Origin of the sequence: Arthrobacter glacialis, from assembly GCF_002909415.1 — a bacterium.
In the GTDB taxonomy this organism is placed as follows: Bacteria; Actinomycetota; Actinomycetes; order Actinomycetales; family Micrococcaceae; genus Specibacter; species Specibacter glacialis.
Window position 1 is genome coordinate 60,684 of the sequence record NZ_PPXB01000009.1, and the last position, 12,765, is coordinate 73,448.

Annotated in this window: 16 protein-coding genes and 1 tRNA gene; 12 read left to right on the forward strand and 5 right to left on the reverse strand. The window is 62.8% G+C overall.

The genetic code is table 11. From position 1 onward, the window contains the following. Positions 1-12 precede the first annotated feature (12 nt). Positions 13-1,812, reverse strand: a complete 1,800-nt coding sequence (locus tag CVS28_RS12095; protein WP_103481669.1) for an acyl-CoA dehydrogenase — start codon at positions 1,810-1,812, stop codon at positions 13-15. Between the two features lie 272 nt (positions 1,813-2,084). Between CVS28_RS12095 and CVS28_RS19715 the strand changes: the two genes are divergently transcribed. The 8 genes from CVS28_RS19715 to CVS28_RS12130 all read left to right on the forward strand — a co-directional run bounded on the left by CVS28_RS19715 (position 2,085) and on the right by CVS28_RS12130 (position 8,143). Further along, positions 2,085-2,258, forward strand: a complete 174-nt coding sequence (locus CVS28_RS19715; protein WP_165788139.1) for a hypothetical protein — start codon at positions 2,085-2,087, stop codon at positions 2,256-2,258. 115 nt (positions 2,259-2,373) lie between these two features. After that, on the forward strand, positions 2,374-3,330 hold the full coding sequence (locus tag CVS28_RS12100; protein ID WP_103481670.1) for a hypothetical protein: 957 nt from the start codon (positions 2,374-2,376) through the stop codon (positions 3,328-3,330). Between the two features lie 39 nt (positions 3,331-3,369). Next, positions 3,370-5,229: a S8 family serine peptidase gene (locus CVS28_RS12105; protein WP_103481671.1), complete on the forward strand. Its 1,860-nt coding sequence runs from the start codon at positions 3,370-3,372 to the stop codon at positions 5,227-5,229. Between the two features lie 4 nt (positions 5,230-5,233). Then, the gene (locus tag CVS28_RS12110; protein ID WP_103481672.1) at positions 5,234-5,608 is read left to right on the forward strand and encodes a hypothetical protein; all 375 of its coding nucleotides are present in this window, start codon (positions 5,234-5,236) and stop codon (positions 5,606-5,608) included. Continuing rightward, positions 5,605-6,249, forward strand: coding sequence for a hypothetical protein (locus CVS28_RS12115; protein ID WP_103481673.1), 645 nt, complete (start codon positions 5,605-5,607; stop codon positions 6,247-6,249). Before CVS28_RS12110 ends, CVS28_RS12115 begins: the two co-directional genes overlap by 4 nt. A gap of 45 nt (positions 6,250-6,294) precedes the next feature. Next, positions 6,295-7,116 (forward strand): SMP-30/gluconolactonase/LRE family protein, encoded by an 822-nt coding sequence (locus tag CVS28_RS12120; RefSeq protein ID WP_103466265.1) that lies wholly within the window; start codon positions 6,295-6,297, stop codon positions 7,114-7,116. A 199-nt stretch (positions 7,117-7,315) separates the two neighbouring features. After that, positions 7,316-7,391, forward strand: a tRNA-Lys gene (locus tag CVS28_RS12125). Positions 7,392-7,675: 284 nt separating this feature from the next. Continuing rightward, the gene (locus CVS28_RS12130) at positions 7,676-8,143 is read left to right on the forward strand and encodes a GNAT family N-acetyltransferase (RefSeq protein WP_103481748.1); all 468 of its coding nucleotides are present in this window, start codon (positions 7,676-7,678) and stop codon (positions 8,141-8,143) included. A 10-nt stretch (positions 8,144-8,153) separates the two neighbouring features. Here CVS28_RS12130 and crcB read toward each other — a convergent pair whose 3' ends face one another. Genes crcB through CVS28_RS12150 form a run of 4 tightly spaced genes read right to left on the reverse strand, consistent with a single transcriptional unit; the run spans position 8,154 to position 10,245 of the window. Continuing rightward, the gene (crcB, locus tag CVS28_RS12135) at positions 8,154-8,531 is read right to left on the reverse strand and encodes a fluoride efflux transporter CrcB (protein ID WP_103466264.1); all 378 of its coding nucleotides are present in this window, start codon (positions 8,529-8,531) and stop codon (positions 8,154-8,156) included. Then, positions 8,528-8,974: a fluoride efflux transporter FluC gene (locus CVS28_RS12140; RefSeq protein WP_243399866.1), complete on the reverse strand. Its 447-nt coding sequence runs from the start codon at positions 8,972-8,974 to the stop codon at positions 8,528-8,530. The genes crcB and CVS28_RS12140 overlap by 4 nt, the downstream gene beginning before the upstream one ends. Further along, a complete protein-coding gene (locus CVS28_RS12145) occupies positions 8,971-9,459 on the reverse strand; it encodes a universal stress protein (protein ID WP_165788140.1) in 489 nt (162 codons plus the stop codon). The genes CVS28_RS12140 and CVS28_RS12145 overlap by 4 nt, the downstream gene beginning before the upstream one ends. A 12-nt stretch (positions 9,460-9,471) precedes the next feature. Next, a complete protein-coding gene (locus tag CVS28_RS12150) occupies positions 9,472-10,245 on the reverse strand; it encodes a hypothetical protein (protein ID WP_103481674.1) in 774 nt (257 codons plus the stop codon). A 217-nt stretch (positions 10,246-10,462) separates the two neighbouring features. Between CVS28_RS12150 and gcvH the strand changes: the two genes are divergently transcribed. The 4 genes from gcvH (at position 10,463) to CVS28_RS12170 (ending at position 12,764) form a co-directional block, all read left to right on the forward strand. After that, on the forward strand, positions 10,463-10,849 hold the full coding sequence (gcvH, locus tag CVS28_RS12155) for a glycine cleavage system protein GcvH (RefSeq protein WP_103481750.1): 387 nt from the start codon (positions 10,463-10,465) through the stop codon (positions 10,847-10,849). Positions 10,850-10,999: 150 nt separating this feature from the next. Next, positions 11,000-11,485, forward strand: coding sequence for an FHA domain-containing protein (locus CVS28_RS12160; protein WP_103466261.1), 486 nt, complete (start codon positions 11,000-11,002; stop codon positions 11,483-11,485). Positions 11,486-11,535: 50 nt separating this feature from the next. Continuing rightward, complete coding sequence (gene ftsR / locus CVS28_RS12165; RefSeq protein ID WP_243399873.1) at positions 11,536-12,261, forward strand: transcriptional regulator FtsR; 726 nt, start codon at positions 11,536-11,538, stop codon at positions 12,259-12,261. Further along, on the forward strand, positions 12,258-12,764 hold the full coding sequence (locus tag CVS28_RS12170) for a bifunctional nuclease family protein (RefSeq protein ID WP_103466259.1): 507 nt from the start codon (positions 12,258-12,260) through the stop codon (positions 12,762-12,764). The genes ftsR and CVS28_RS12170 overlap by 4 nt, the downstream gene beginning before the upstream one ends. Position 12,765 lies beyond the last annotated feature (1 nt).

The window sequence follows — 12,765 nt, forward strand, 5'->3', positions numbered from 1 at the left end:
CGAGGGTGGTTGCTAGATCCGAATCCGAGGACTGGCAACGCCAGCGAGCTGGTGCGCGTCCAAGGCAAACAAGTCGTGGGAACCGGCTGTGGCGGCTCCCAGCAAACCGGCCGACGCCGGGAGCAGTTGCTCCGCGTAGAATCGTGCCAGCACCAGCTGGCTCTGCGCCAGTGCGGCGTCGTTCGTGGCGGCGGCAGCCAGGGCCGCCCGGGCCAGCATCCACGCGCCGGTGCACAGCCCCCACATGCGCAGGAACGGCGTCGAACCGGAGAGGGCTGCATTGGGGTCAGTGGCGCCCGTGCGCAGCATCCAGTGGGTGGCCTCCTCAAGGGCGTCAAACTGCAGGCCAAGTTCCGCCGCGATACTGCCGAACTCCGCACCGGCCTGGGCCAGCTCGGTTTCAAGCTCACGCATGGTGGCGATGAACTCCAGGACGGATGCCCCGCCGCGGATGCCGAGCTTGCGCCCCACCAGGTCCGCGGCCTGGATTCCGTTGGTGCCCTCGTAGATGGCGGCAATCCGAATATCGCGCACGTGCTGGGCGGCCCCGGTTTCCTCGATGAAGCCCATGCCGCCTTGAATTTGGAGGGCAAGCGAGGTCAGCTCGTTGCCCAGGTCTGTGCCGAATGACTTGCAAATGGGGGTGAGCAGCCCCACGATCTCGGCTGCCCGTGCACGCACGGCCGGGTCCGGATCGTGGGTGCTCTTGTCCACATAGCTGGCGTCGAGCAGCATGAGGTAACGCATGGCGGCCAGATGGGCGCGCTGTGTCAGCAACATGCGCCGCACATCGGGGAACTCGATGATGGCCGAACTGGTCCCGGATGCGCCGATGGCACGTCCTTGCCTGCGCTCCTGCGCATAGGCGAGGGACTGCTGGTAGGCCCGTTCCGCAACGGCCAGGCCCTGCACCCCAACCCCGAGGCGGGCACTGTTCATCATGACAAACATGATGCGCATGCCCAGGTTCTCTTCTCCGATGAGATATCCGGTGGCGTCCTCGTAAGAAAGTACGCAGGTGGGGGAGGCGTGGATGCCCATCTTGTGCTCAAGGGAAACCGTCTGGACGGTGTTGCGCTCGCCCAGCGAACCGTCGTCGTTGATCAGGAATTTGGGCACAATGAAGCAGGAGATGCCACGGGTTCCTTCCGGGGCGCCAGGCGTGCGTGCCAGCACCAGATGGACAATCTGGTCAGCCATGTCGTGATCGCCGTAGGTGATGAAGATCTTTTGCCCGGTGATGGCGTAGCTGCCGTCGGCCCGGGGCACCGCCCGGGTGGTGAGAGCCCCGACGTCGGACCCGGCCGCAGGTTCGGTCAGGTTCATGGTGCCGGTCCATTCCCCGCTGATCATCTTGGGCAGGTAGCGCTGCTTGAGTGCGTCGTCGCCGTAGTGCAGCAGGGCCTCAATGGCGCCCTGGGTCAGCAGCGGGCACAGCGAGAACGCCATGTTGGCGCTGGTCATGAGCTCCTGGATGACAAGGCCTACCGTGCGGGGGAATCCGCCGCCGCCATACTCCTCCGGCAGTGGCACCGAGCCCCACCCGGCGTCGACGTACTGCTGGTAGACCTCCTTGAACCCGCTGGGCGTGACGACCGCACCGCCGGGCAGCAGGCGTGATCCTTCCGTGTCGCCCCGGCGGTTGGTGGGCGCCACCACCTCGGCCATGAACTCCCCGCACTGCTCAAGAAGTTCCACCACAGTTTCAAGGTCAGCGTGCTCGAAGCCGGGCAGTTTGGCCAGGTCTGGGTACCCCACGACGTGTTCCAGGGCGAAGGCAATGTCGGCAATGGGGGGCTGGTATTGGCTCATAAACGCCAGCGTACCCCGGTGGAATCGCTTTGTGGAAGGTATTTGTTACCAATCAGTAACGTGTCGCACGTCACCAAGGGTGGTGAGGGTTGCGCGGAAAATTCGGCCTTCCCCGACCAGCGCCCATGCAATGACGGATTTGGCTTCACTGTGGGCACCCAGCCCGGAGGCTGGGTTGGCCGGGGACACTCAGGTGTGTTCGTCTTGGGCGCAGGAACTGCCATGACGCTCGACGCCGAAAAACTCACCCTTGCCCTGGGCCCAAAAGGCACGTGGGTGCGCCCGCTGGGTCATTGGCTTTGGCAGCTTTTGCCGTGGACGCCGCCGGGAGGACAACCATGCGCCCGGAATTCTTCGACTCCCTGGGCTTGGCGACTTGGCGACTTGGCTGCGCCAGCAGCGCCTGCCCTGCCCGGATGGCTGACGTCCCGTCGTCGGGAACCTAGTGCGTGCAATTATTTCTTGACGGCCGGGGATCGCACCGAGGATGCTTGTCAGTACAGCGGCGGGTTCAAAATCGCTGGCACGCGGCACCGTTGGATGGGTTATCTGGAGGACCTGATGGACCAGACTGAGCGCCTAGTTTGTTATTCAGTCTCATTGGCCGACGGCGACAGAACCGACCCGTTGTTGCGCCAACTCGAGCGCAGCCTGGCCAGCCTTCGCCGCCACAACGGGAGCATTGCCGTCGTCGTCTTCCTGTACGGCACCCCCACCCCGCACCTTGTCCAGATCTGCGCTGAACAACGCGCCTGGCTCCAGCTGCAGGGCGACTACTCCCGCCGGTTGGCGGAGCTGTGTCCCCGCGGCTGGCCCGTTTTGGCCCGGTACCCTGCGCTGCACAAGTTCCTGAACAACTCGTGGCTGGCACACACCCCGGCACAGCAGGTGCTGTACTGCGACTGTGACACAATTTTCCGGGCCGACGTCGATCACCTGATTCGGGCCTACCGGGAGCCCGACATTGTGGCCCGCGAGGAGGTTCACAGCTCGCGCAGCCACCACGGTCCGGACGCCGTGTTTCTTGACGAGCCAGCGCTGCTGCGCCTGTGCAGCGCCATGGGTGTGGCCGCGGTACCCCCGTTCAACACTGGCGTGGTGTTGCTGAACCACCGGATCTGGGAGCAGCTTTCCCTGGTGGAGGGCTGGTTCATCGAGTGCGCCTGGCAACTGTTGCTGTGGATGTCGCTGCACCCGGGACACCGTTCCGATGCCCGCTTTGGGATGCTCGACGGCGTCGAGCAGGCCTACCAGCTGGCCTCCGCCACACAGTTGGCCCGGGCCCTCCCTTTCCCCTCGGCCAACCAATGGATCCTAGAGGAGATTGCCACGTGGCTTGCTCTGGGGGCGCTGCCCGCGCTGCGCACCGGCGATTTCAGTCCGGCGGATGTGGCCCAGAATGGGGAATTCACCGCCACTGACCCGGACAGGGCCGGGTGGACGTTGTGCCACTACTACTCAGGCAATCAGGGGAGCATTACCCGCTGGCTGGACGGTAGCCTCGCCAGCCGTCATTGACGTCGATCATCAAGAAAATACGATTGTAAGGGGAGAGTCATGGTTAGCAAAGCAGCAGGCAAAAAGGCCGTGAGCGCTGGTGCGGCCCACGGCGCTGGAAAGGGCAAAGGGAAGGCGTCCTCACCGCCTGCGGCAAGCAAGTTCCCGGACCGCATCTTCGCCATGGCTTCGCCACAGTCCGTCGGCGGAGTCTCGATGTTCACTCCGGGCCTGGTACCGACTGTGGACACGCTCGGGCTGCATTTCTCAGACGATGAGGTTGTCGAGAGAGCCATTGCGGCTCTCAGCGAGGCAGGCTTCGAAGTACTCCAGGCCACCAATCTCATGGTCAACTTTTGCGGCTCACGCGCATTGTTTGATTCAGCGTTCGGCGCCCACCTCTACACCCAGGAACGGCCCGTCCATAAGCCCGGCGGTGTCGAGGGGTTGGCTACTTTCATCGACAACGCCGACACGGACATCCCTGGTTTGATCGATCCGGCTGGGACAGTGTTTGAGGGCGTCCTCGATGGCATCGCCATCGAGGAACCTTACTATCTGCACACGGCGGACTCGCTGCCGCCAACGGTCAACTATTTTCATCTGAACGTCCCCGACGACGTTTCCGTGGGGCTCAACGCCGAACACCCCCATCGCTCCGGTATTACCGGCAAGGGCGTCAAGGTGGCCATGGTTGACACCGGATTTCAAACGCACCCGTTCTTCACCGAGCACGGCTACCTGGTGCAGCCCACAACTTTGGGCCCGGGCACGGCTGACCCCACAGTTGACGAGAACGGGCACGGTACCGGCGAATCTGCCAACATTTTCGCGACGGCACCGGACGTCACCTTGTTCCCGGTCAAGACGGCGACGGCGACCGGCGCACTCGTGAACGTCACCGCGGCCTTTAACGCCGCTGTGGCCCTGGGACCTGACATCATTACCAACAGTTGGGGATCGGACCAGCAGAACGGCCCGTTGAGCGCGGCCAACCAGGCGCTGGCGGCAGCAGTCGCTGCCGCTGTCTCCGGCGGAATTACTGTGGTGTTCTCTGCCGGCAACGGTGGCTGGGGCTTCCCGGGCCAGCATCCGGATGTTATTTCCGTCGGCGGCGTCAACCGCGAACGCAACGGGGCGCTGCGTGCCTCAAACTACACCAGCGGGTTCATGTCCAACATCTACGCCGGGCGGCGGGTGCCCGACGTGTCGGGCCTTGTCGGCATGCTGCCTCGGGCGATGTACATCATGCTGCCCATCCCGGAAGGTTGCGCCATCGACGTCGGCAACGGCGGCGGCACGCATCCCAACGGGGACCAGACGCTCACCAACGACGGCTGGGCTGCCTTTAGTGGCACCTCGGCTGCGGCGCCTCAGATTGCAGGAGTCTGCGCCTTGATCCGACAGACGTGCCCCCGGTTGAATCCGGCGGCCATCCGGGACATCCTCATGACCACGGCACAGGACGTCACCGCCGGAACCAACCATCCGAACTTCGGCAACGTGGCCGTGGTTGGCCCCGACACCGCCACCGGCCACGGTCTTGTTGACGCGCACAGGGCGGTGCTCATCGCCAAGCTGCGCTGCCGCATCGTCCGCCCCGTCCGTCCGCTTCCGCCGATTGTTCCGGTGATCCCGTTCCGGCCGCCCTTTGGGCCGATTGTTCCGGTGGGGCCGATCGTTCCCATCATCCCGTTCCGGCCGCCCTTTGGGCCCATCGTGCCGGTGATCCCCTTCCGGCCGCCGGTTGGACCCATTGTGCCGATCATCCCGTTCCGGCCGCCGTTTGGGCCGATTCCTCCGATCATCGGACAAGACGACGAGGGGCGGATGGAATCTGAGGGGATGTCGTTGACAGACCAAGACGTGACGGAAATTGAGCGGTTCATCATCGAGTCGCCCCAACCTCCGGAGCTGTAGAACCGTGGCTGAAACCGACGGGCTGGTCGCGCTGGTGGTCCTACAATCACCAGGTGGCCCGCCCTTGGATACCGAACTCACCGCTGCGACACTCGCGCGGCACCTGCCTGCGTCTGGAGCCTTTGCCGCAGTCCAATCCGAGCTGGCTGCGGCGGGGTTCACTGTTCATCAGCCGGTGGGCATTTCGTTTTCCATCGAGGGGCCTGCCAGCATCTTTCGGCGGTACTTCGGCGTCACACCAGTGAAGTCGGCGGATGGGGGCTGGTCGGCAGCAGGGCAAGCCGAACTTCCGCTGGACGGACTGCCGGACCACGAACGGGCCATGGTGCGCGCCGTGGTGTTTGAACCACCGGCAGAATTGATGGGAGGCGACGGTTGATCACACAGCTGCGAAGCGGGGCCGCGGAACGCCTGGCCATGGGCCCATTGGCTCAGGGCGGGGGCGTGATTGTGGTGGACGGCCTGCCCGGGACGACGCAAGCCGCCGAACTGCTGGCCGAGGCAATGATGCTGTATCCCGGCGCCGACGAGCAACGAGTAGTCGAAGGCGACGGGGCCACCGGACGTGGGGGAGCCCCTCCGCGCCAGCTCTTCACCTCAGGCGGGGGACTGGTACAGGATGCCTTATATGCCGCCCCGTGGCTGTCCGACTATCTGTCTGAGCTGTGCGGTGCACCGGTTTCGCCCACTGGTGGGCGCGGCAGCTACAGCTACTACGTGCGCCCGGGTGACTATTTGGGCCTTCACCTGGACATCGACGCCTGCGACGTCACCCTGATCACTGTGTTGCGCGATGATTCACCGCCGGATGATCCGGCAGGGGCACTTCTGGTCCATCCCGGCTACCGGGGTGCGGACCTTGACGCCGTGCGCAGGGACCCGAAGGGTGGTGCGGGCATGGTGAAGGCCGTACCGGGGCAGAGCATTGTGCTGTTGGGCGGGCTGGTGCCGCATGAAACAATTCCTGTGGATGAGCGTGGCCCGCGCATCATTTCAGCCCTCTGTTTCCGGGCCAGTTGACGGCGGATTCACGGTGCAAGTCACGGCGAAGGTGAAGGAGCCTCCATGAATAACATGCGTGTGCTGGCCGAAGGGCTCGGCATGGGTGAGTCGGCCCGCTGGCATGGCGGCCGGTTTTGGTACGCCGACTGGCTCCAGGGCCACATCCATGCCATGGATCCGGCCGGCCTGGACCATCAAAGCATCCCCGTCCCGTCGTTCCCCATCACCTTCGACTGGCTCCCGGACGGCCAGTTGCTGATCGTCTCCGGCTCGGAGTGCAAACTTCTGCGCCTGAGTCCGGCGGGCACCCTTGAGGACGTTGCGGATCTTGGCCAGCACTCGGGTTCCCCGTGGAATGAGGTGGCCACTGCAGGTGCCAACGCCTACGTCAACTGCATTGGATTCACTTTCCCCGGTCCTGCCGCAGTTGCCGGGACTATTGCCCTGGTGACTCCCGACGGCGCGTCCCGGGTTGTTGCTGACGGCCTGGCCTTCCCCAATGGGATGGTTGTTACCGGCGACGGCGGAACTCTGGTGGTTGCCGAATCCCACGCGGGGCACCTCACGGCTTTTGATATCCACGACGATGGTTCGCTGACCAATCGGCGCGTGTGGGCAGCCGTGCCGGGTAGTGCCCCGGATGGGATTTGCTGGGGTGAGGGCGGGATTTGGTATGCCGATGTGGGGCAACGGCACTGCGTGCTGGTTGCCGAGGGCGGCCACGTGGTGCGCACTGTTGCCTTCGAACAGGCCTGCTTCTCCTGCGCCGTGGGCGGCGATGACGCCAACACTCTGTACGCGCTGGTTGCGGATTGGCCCGGTGTTATGGATCAGTCACTGCCGGCGTCGGGCCGGGTTGTGGCGGTCCAACTGACAGCCAAATGACCACCAAAGTGACCTTTCCCTCATTTGGCTGTTTCGATGCCGATAATCCGGCTGGGGGCAGGTATTGTTCTACGTAGCCAAGGCGCCCTTCTCAGGGTTAGCGGCGGTTAGGCTCGTACAGTATCTCGCCGATGCTGTGCGAGTCGCCTTAACAAATTCTCCACTGGGGAGCATGTTGAGAGTGGTAAATGCCGTACATGCACCTCTAGCTCAATTGGCAGAGCAATTGACTCTTAATCAATGGGTTTCCGGTTCAAGTCCGGAGGGGTGCACCAAAAAGAACCGCTTCACCACCTGCAACATCGGGTGTTGAAGCGGTTTTTTGTTGCCCTGATGTGTCCGGGGGCCTTTGTGTTCTTTCGCCAGAGGCACCCTGTCGCCAGCGAATGTCTGCAACGGCCCCAGACGCGGAAAATATGTCATCGACAAGCAGCGGCAATAACATTTTGATCTCATCGGGCACATCCGGCATGGCCCGGCTGTAGGGTGAGAATTGCTCAGCGACGGACGCGCAGAAGCACTCACCACCAAGACCAGCCCAGGGGACGATGACGGGACCATGAAAAGTGCACCCGTTCTGACCCTGCGAGAATCTCGCGGACCTGAAGACTTGGAAGAACTCACCAATATTTGGCGCGATTCCGTGGAAGCAACCCATCACTTCCTGCCCCCGGAAGTGATTGATCGGCTGGAACCGGTAGTCCGGGATGAGTACCTGCCAAACCTGACGGTGCAGGTGGCGGAGGTCAACGGTTGCCTTGTGGGGTTCATTGGCATGCAGGCCCGGCAAATTGCCATGCTCTTCGTGGCCGACGAGGCGCGGTCAATGGGCGTTGGCAGCATGCTTCTTGACTGGGCCAAGCAGCGCTTTTCCACCTTGACCCTGGATGTCAACGAACAAAACCCGCGGGCTGCAGTTTTCTACATCAGGCGCGGTTTCAAGCCACGGGGCCGTTCGGAAACAGATGCCCAGGGATTGCTGTTCCCGCTCCTGCACATGAGCTGGAGCGTTGAGCCAACGGGCTAGCTGGGCGGCGTCAGAGCAGGCTTCCCAGCCCATATCCCAACGCCGCAGCCCCAACACTGGCCGCCAGTGTGCCCAGGGCATTGGTCAATGAGGCCAGAATGCGCCTGTCCATCAACAGCCGGATGGTTTCATAGCTGGTGCTGCTGAAGGTGGTGTAACCGCCTAGGAATCCGACACCCAAAATCAGGGACCACTCCGGCGGCAGGAAGACCCCAGCGGCCGCAGCCGACAACAAGCCCAAGGCCAATGAACCGGAGACGTTGATGATGAAGGTGGCCCACGGAAAAGAGGCTTGCAGCTTGTGGCCGATGAACCCGTCCAAGGCAAAACGGGCCGCAGCGCCCACACCGCCAGCAACGGCAATGGCCAGAAAAATCAGAGGTGTCATCGCTGGCCGTCTGTTTTCAACGGGCGATGGACGGCGCCTGGACCGGCCAGGATCCCCACAGCTATTCCGGCCCAGGTGGCAAGTGCCCCGAACAAAACTGTGCCCAAGGCGTAGGCGGTGGCCCAGAACAGGCCCCCGGATCCGGCCAGCACAACAACACCCAAGGCCAAGGTGCTGTAGGTGGTGAATCCGCCACAAAAACCAGTGCCCAGCAGCAACCGCAGCCGCCTGGTTCGCTGCGCGCGCGCCTGGGGGATCGTGGACAAGGCTGAATAGAGCAATCCCAAGAGGAACGCGCCCACAATGTTCGCAAGGACTATTGCCCAAGGAACGTGACCGACGTCGGGCATCCCCAGAATCAGCGCCTCGCGTGCCCCGGCGCCAAGAGTGCCCCCGAGCGCCACCCAACCCAAGGATTGCGGGCGCAGGAATGGCAGGCTCACTTGGGCTCCGGCGGCCGGTGGTGTGTGGGGATGACGAGAACGGGCCGGTGCTGTTGGCGGGCAAGCCTGGCGGCGACGGAATGGCTGAAAACCTGCCGCAGCGAGGTGTGGGCGTCGCCATGGGTGCCTACCACGATCATGCCGGCGGCCAGGGTGTTGGCGCAACGGGCCAGGGACTGCGCGGGGTCGCCGGCCAAAAGCAGCGTACGCCACGGCATGTGCAGCGTGGCGAGCTGCCCCGCCAAGGCAATCGCAAGGCCGGTGGGGAAATCTGCGTCGGCGTCGTCAGCGAAATCGGGGTCAACGGACGCCGAGGTGACGCTTCCGTCAGTGGCTTCGCTGACTAGATATCTGGCCGGGTTGGAATAGGCACACACCAGGGGATAGCCCAAAGCGTCAGCCAACTTTGCCCCCTCATGCACCACCGCCGCCGGCTGCCCGGGGTAGACGCCCACCAGCACGCACGGCATTGAAACAATCCGCATTGACGCAACCATCTAGGCCTGGGGTGGTTCCGGAGGGGAGCCAACGCCGGAGCTGCTGGCATTGTCGGGCGCCCCGCCCGGGCCGCGGCGGTTGGCCCGTGCCGCAGCCTTCTCGGCCTTGTCGGCTGCCCGGGCATCCTCACGGGCCTTTTTTTCGGCCATCTTGGCGTTCTCCTTGGCGGTGCGGGCTTGGGCCTGCTCAGTCTCACGGACCAGTTTCTGTGCAGCCTTGAATTCGCGGATACTCTTGCCACGGCGCAACAACATCCGGCCCAGGACGATCACCGCTACTCCACTGACAACACCAATCACCATGAAAAGTTGGCTCCAGGTGCCGAACCAATTGGCGCCGGTGGCCCAGGTGGCCCGCGCGTCGGCCGCAGTTCCCGTGTCCCCGTACAGGACTGCCAAGGTGAGCAGATTTGGCAAGGTGAGCAACAGACCCACTGCCAGGAGGGAAATTCTGACCCACTTGTTCAGCTTGGGGCGGCGTGCCTGCCACACCAGGAGAACCGGGAAAAAAGTGAAGATGAAACCGTAAAACATGCCCAGCGGAATGCTGTTTTGCAGCTGGCTGCCCACCTGGTCCCGGATGGAATTCGCCCACACCAAGGGAACAGTGACTGAGGCGATGAGAAAGGCAATCACCAAAAGCGCCGCCCCGCCCACGCCAAAAATGGTGAAGAGCAACCACTGCGGCATGGCGGCCTTCGTTTTCTTGTCCCCATCGGCGCTCAGTGTGGCTTGGGGTTGGCTGGCCGGACTAGGTGATGCGGAATCGGTCATAGCTAAATCATCGCAGAGATGAGGCCGCCTGCGGATAAAATACTGGCCAAAATTGCTAGAAGGTACCTTCGACTTGTGAATAATGCTGACACACTAAAGACTGGATATGGTTTATGGAAAGAAACGTCCTTCCTGCGCCGTGTTCTACTAGTTCAACTAGTTTTTTGTTTAGTCATATTCTTCGCCCGGCCGCGATGAACCTTGAAAGGTGCCCACCATGAGCAACATTCCCGCAGACTTGTCCTACACAGCAGAGCACGAATGGGTGTCAGCACCCTCCGCGGACGGTGTGGTGCGCGTGGGCATCACCGATTTCGCCCAGGACGCCCTCGGTGACGTGGTTTACGTCCAGGTGCCCGAGAGTGGCACCGACGTCACTGCCGACACCGTGGTGGGAGAGGTTGAATCCACCAAGAGCGTCAGCGACATTTACGCCCCCTTGGGTGGTGTGGTCAGCGCCCGCAACGAGGCTTTGGATGCAGAGCCAGCCTTGATTAACTCCGATCCCTACGGTGCTGGCTGGTTGCTTGAAATTACCCTTTCCGACTCCGCCAGCTACGGCGCTTTGCTCAGCGCAGCGCAGTACCAAGAAAAGGTAGGCTAGGGAGTTAAAGGTCGTTTGCATGGATTCACCAGCTCCACCAACACGGGGCACGTGAGATCATGCAGGCCTTTCCCAGCCACGGCTCGTAGGTTTGTAGTACTTGGGAACTCAACAGAATTCCCATCATCTTTTTTGCTAGGAGGAGTACCAATGGTTGACAGGAGTAATGACGCCGGTGTTACGGGTCAGGCGAACTCCCAGGACCAGCCTGGTGCCACGGACACCACCTCAATTGCGCTCCCATTAGTGGCGACTGGGGGACCCACATCGGTTCCCGTGTTGGCCCCTGATGAGCAAAATGCCGTGAACTCGCTTCCTGCCGGTTCCGCACTGCTCATTGCGCATGTTGGACCCAACGCAGGGGCACGTTTCCTGCTGGACAGCGCCGTCACCACGGCTGGCCGCCACCCCGATGCAGACATCTTCCTGGATGATGTGACAGTTTCGCGCCGTCACGTGAATTTCATGAAGTGCGACGGCGGTTTTGAGGTTCTCGACGCCGGAAGCCTGAATGGCACCTACGTTAACGGGGACAGGGTTGACTCGGTGCGCCTGCGGACCGGCAATGAAGTGCAGATCGGCAAGTTCCGCTTGACGTACTACTTCAGCGCCAGCGAACCCGCTACCGGCTCCTAGGGGCGAGAGTGGCAAGTTTGAACGCCGCTGCCGGACGCCGATTGGTGGATGTGCAATCCACCAATCGGCGGAACGGTGCTGCCGCCGTATTGAACATTGGCGAGGTCCTGGCTCTTTTGACCACGGACTTTCCCTCGGTGACGGCATCGAAAATTCGTTTTTATGAGGAAAAGGGCTTGATCAGCCCCCAGCGCACCCCTGCAGGGTACCGGCAATTCCGGGAGTCCGACGTCGAACGCCTGCGGTTTGTGCTGGGCCTCCAACGCGACCACTACCTGCCGCTGAAGGTCATCCGCGACTACCTCGATGACCTTGATGCGGGACTTACGCCGCAAAATCTTCCGCCCGGTGTTTCCGTGGCGCCGCGCATGGTTTCCGAAGATCTGGCCCGTGAACTCAACGGCAGGTCGCGCCGGTTTACCCCTGAGGAACTGCTGCGCGAATCCGGTGCCAGCGAGCAGCTGTTCGAGACCATGCTCAGCTACGGACTGGTGGAATCGCACAGGGGCACCTTCGATGACCACGCCCTCAAAGTCGCCCAGGCCTGCACGGCCTTGGCCGCCCACGGATTGGAACCGCGGCATCTGCGTCCGTTTCAGGCCGCAGCGGACAGGGAGTTTGGTCTGGTGGAGCGGGCGGTTGCGCCGTTGTCCTCACGGAAGGACAGCACCTCGGCCGTGCGGGCCGCTGAAGCCGCACGGGAGATTGCCGAGCTGTGCCTGAGCCTGCACAGCGCTCTGGTCCATGCCCGCATCGCAGACATGGAAGCGCCATGATTGAGGTCACCATCGTTGGGGTGCGGATCGAGATGCCCTCAAATCAGCCCCTGGTGCTGCTGCGCGAGCTCTTGGGCGAACGCCATATCCCGATCTGGATTGGTGCCGCAGAGGCCACGGCCATAGCCATGGCTGAACAAGGCGTGGTGCCGCCGCGGCCCCTCACCCATGACTTGCTGTGCGGAGTTGTGCTGGCCCTGGGCCACAGCATTGTGCGGGTCAATCTGACAAAAGTTGAGGACGGTGTCTTCTACGCGGAGCTGGTCTTTGACGACGGCACCACAGTGAGTTCACGTGCCTCGGATGCCATCGCCATTGCGCAGCGGGCCCAGTGCGCTATCTGGGCCGTCGAGAGCCTGGTGGAGGAGGCCGGCGTCGTGATCGGTGATCATGATGAGGACGGCACCGAGTCCGAGGTGGTCGACGACGAGGCCAAGGAACGTGAGCTTCGTCAGTTCCGCGAATTCCTCAACGACGTTGAGCCCGAGGATTTCGGCCAATAGT

Bases quoted from the DNA above. Each gene is read 5' to 3' on its own strand.
- crcB (WP_103466264.1), bottom strand. From the start codon at position 8,531: ATGACACCTCTGATTTTTCTGGCCATTGCCGTTGCTGGCGGTGTGGGC.
- CVS28_RS12100 (WP_103481670.1), top strand. From the start codon at position 2,374: ATGGACCAGACTGAGCGCCTAGTTTGTTATTCAGTCTCATTGGCCGAC.
- CVS28_RS12130 (WP_103481748.1), top strand. From the start codon at position 7,676: ATGAAAAGTGCACCCGTTCTGACCCTGCGAGAATCTCGCGGACCTGAA.
- gcvH (WP_103481750.1), top strand. From the start codon at position 10,463: ATGAGCAACATTCCCGCAGACTTGTCCTACACAGCAGAGCACGAATGG.
- CVS28_RS12105 (WP_103481671.1), top strand. From the start codon at position 3,370: ATGGTTAGCAAAGCAGCAGGCAAAAAGGCCGTGAGCGCTGGTGCGGCC.
- CVS28_RS12170 (WP_103466259.1), top strand. From the start codon at position 12,258: ATGATTGAGGTCACCATCGTTGGGGTGCGGATCGAGATGCCCTCAAAT.
- CVS28_RS12095 (WP_103481669.1), bottom strand. From the start codon at position 1,812: ATGAGCCAATACCAGCCCCCCATTGCCGACATTGCCTTCGCCCTGGAA.
- CVS28_RS12145 (WP_165788140.1), bottom strand. From the start codon at position 9,459: ATGCGGATTGTTTCAATGCCGTGCGTGCTGGTGGGCGTCTACCCCGGG.
- CVS28_RS12150 (WP_103481674.1), bottom strand. From the start codon at position 10,245: ATGACCGATTCCGCATCACCTAGTCCGGCCAGCCAACCCCAAGCCACA.
- CVS28_RS12160 (WP_103466261.1), top strand. From the start codon at position 11,000: ATGGTTGACAGGAGTAATGACGCCGGTGTTACGGGTCAGGCGAACTCC.
- CVS28_RS12120 (WP_103466265.1), top strand. From the start codon at position 6,295: ATGAATAACATGCGTGTGCTGGCCGAAGGGCTCGGCATGGGTGAGTCG.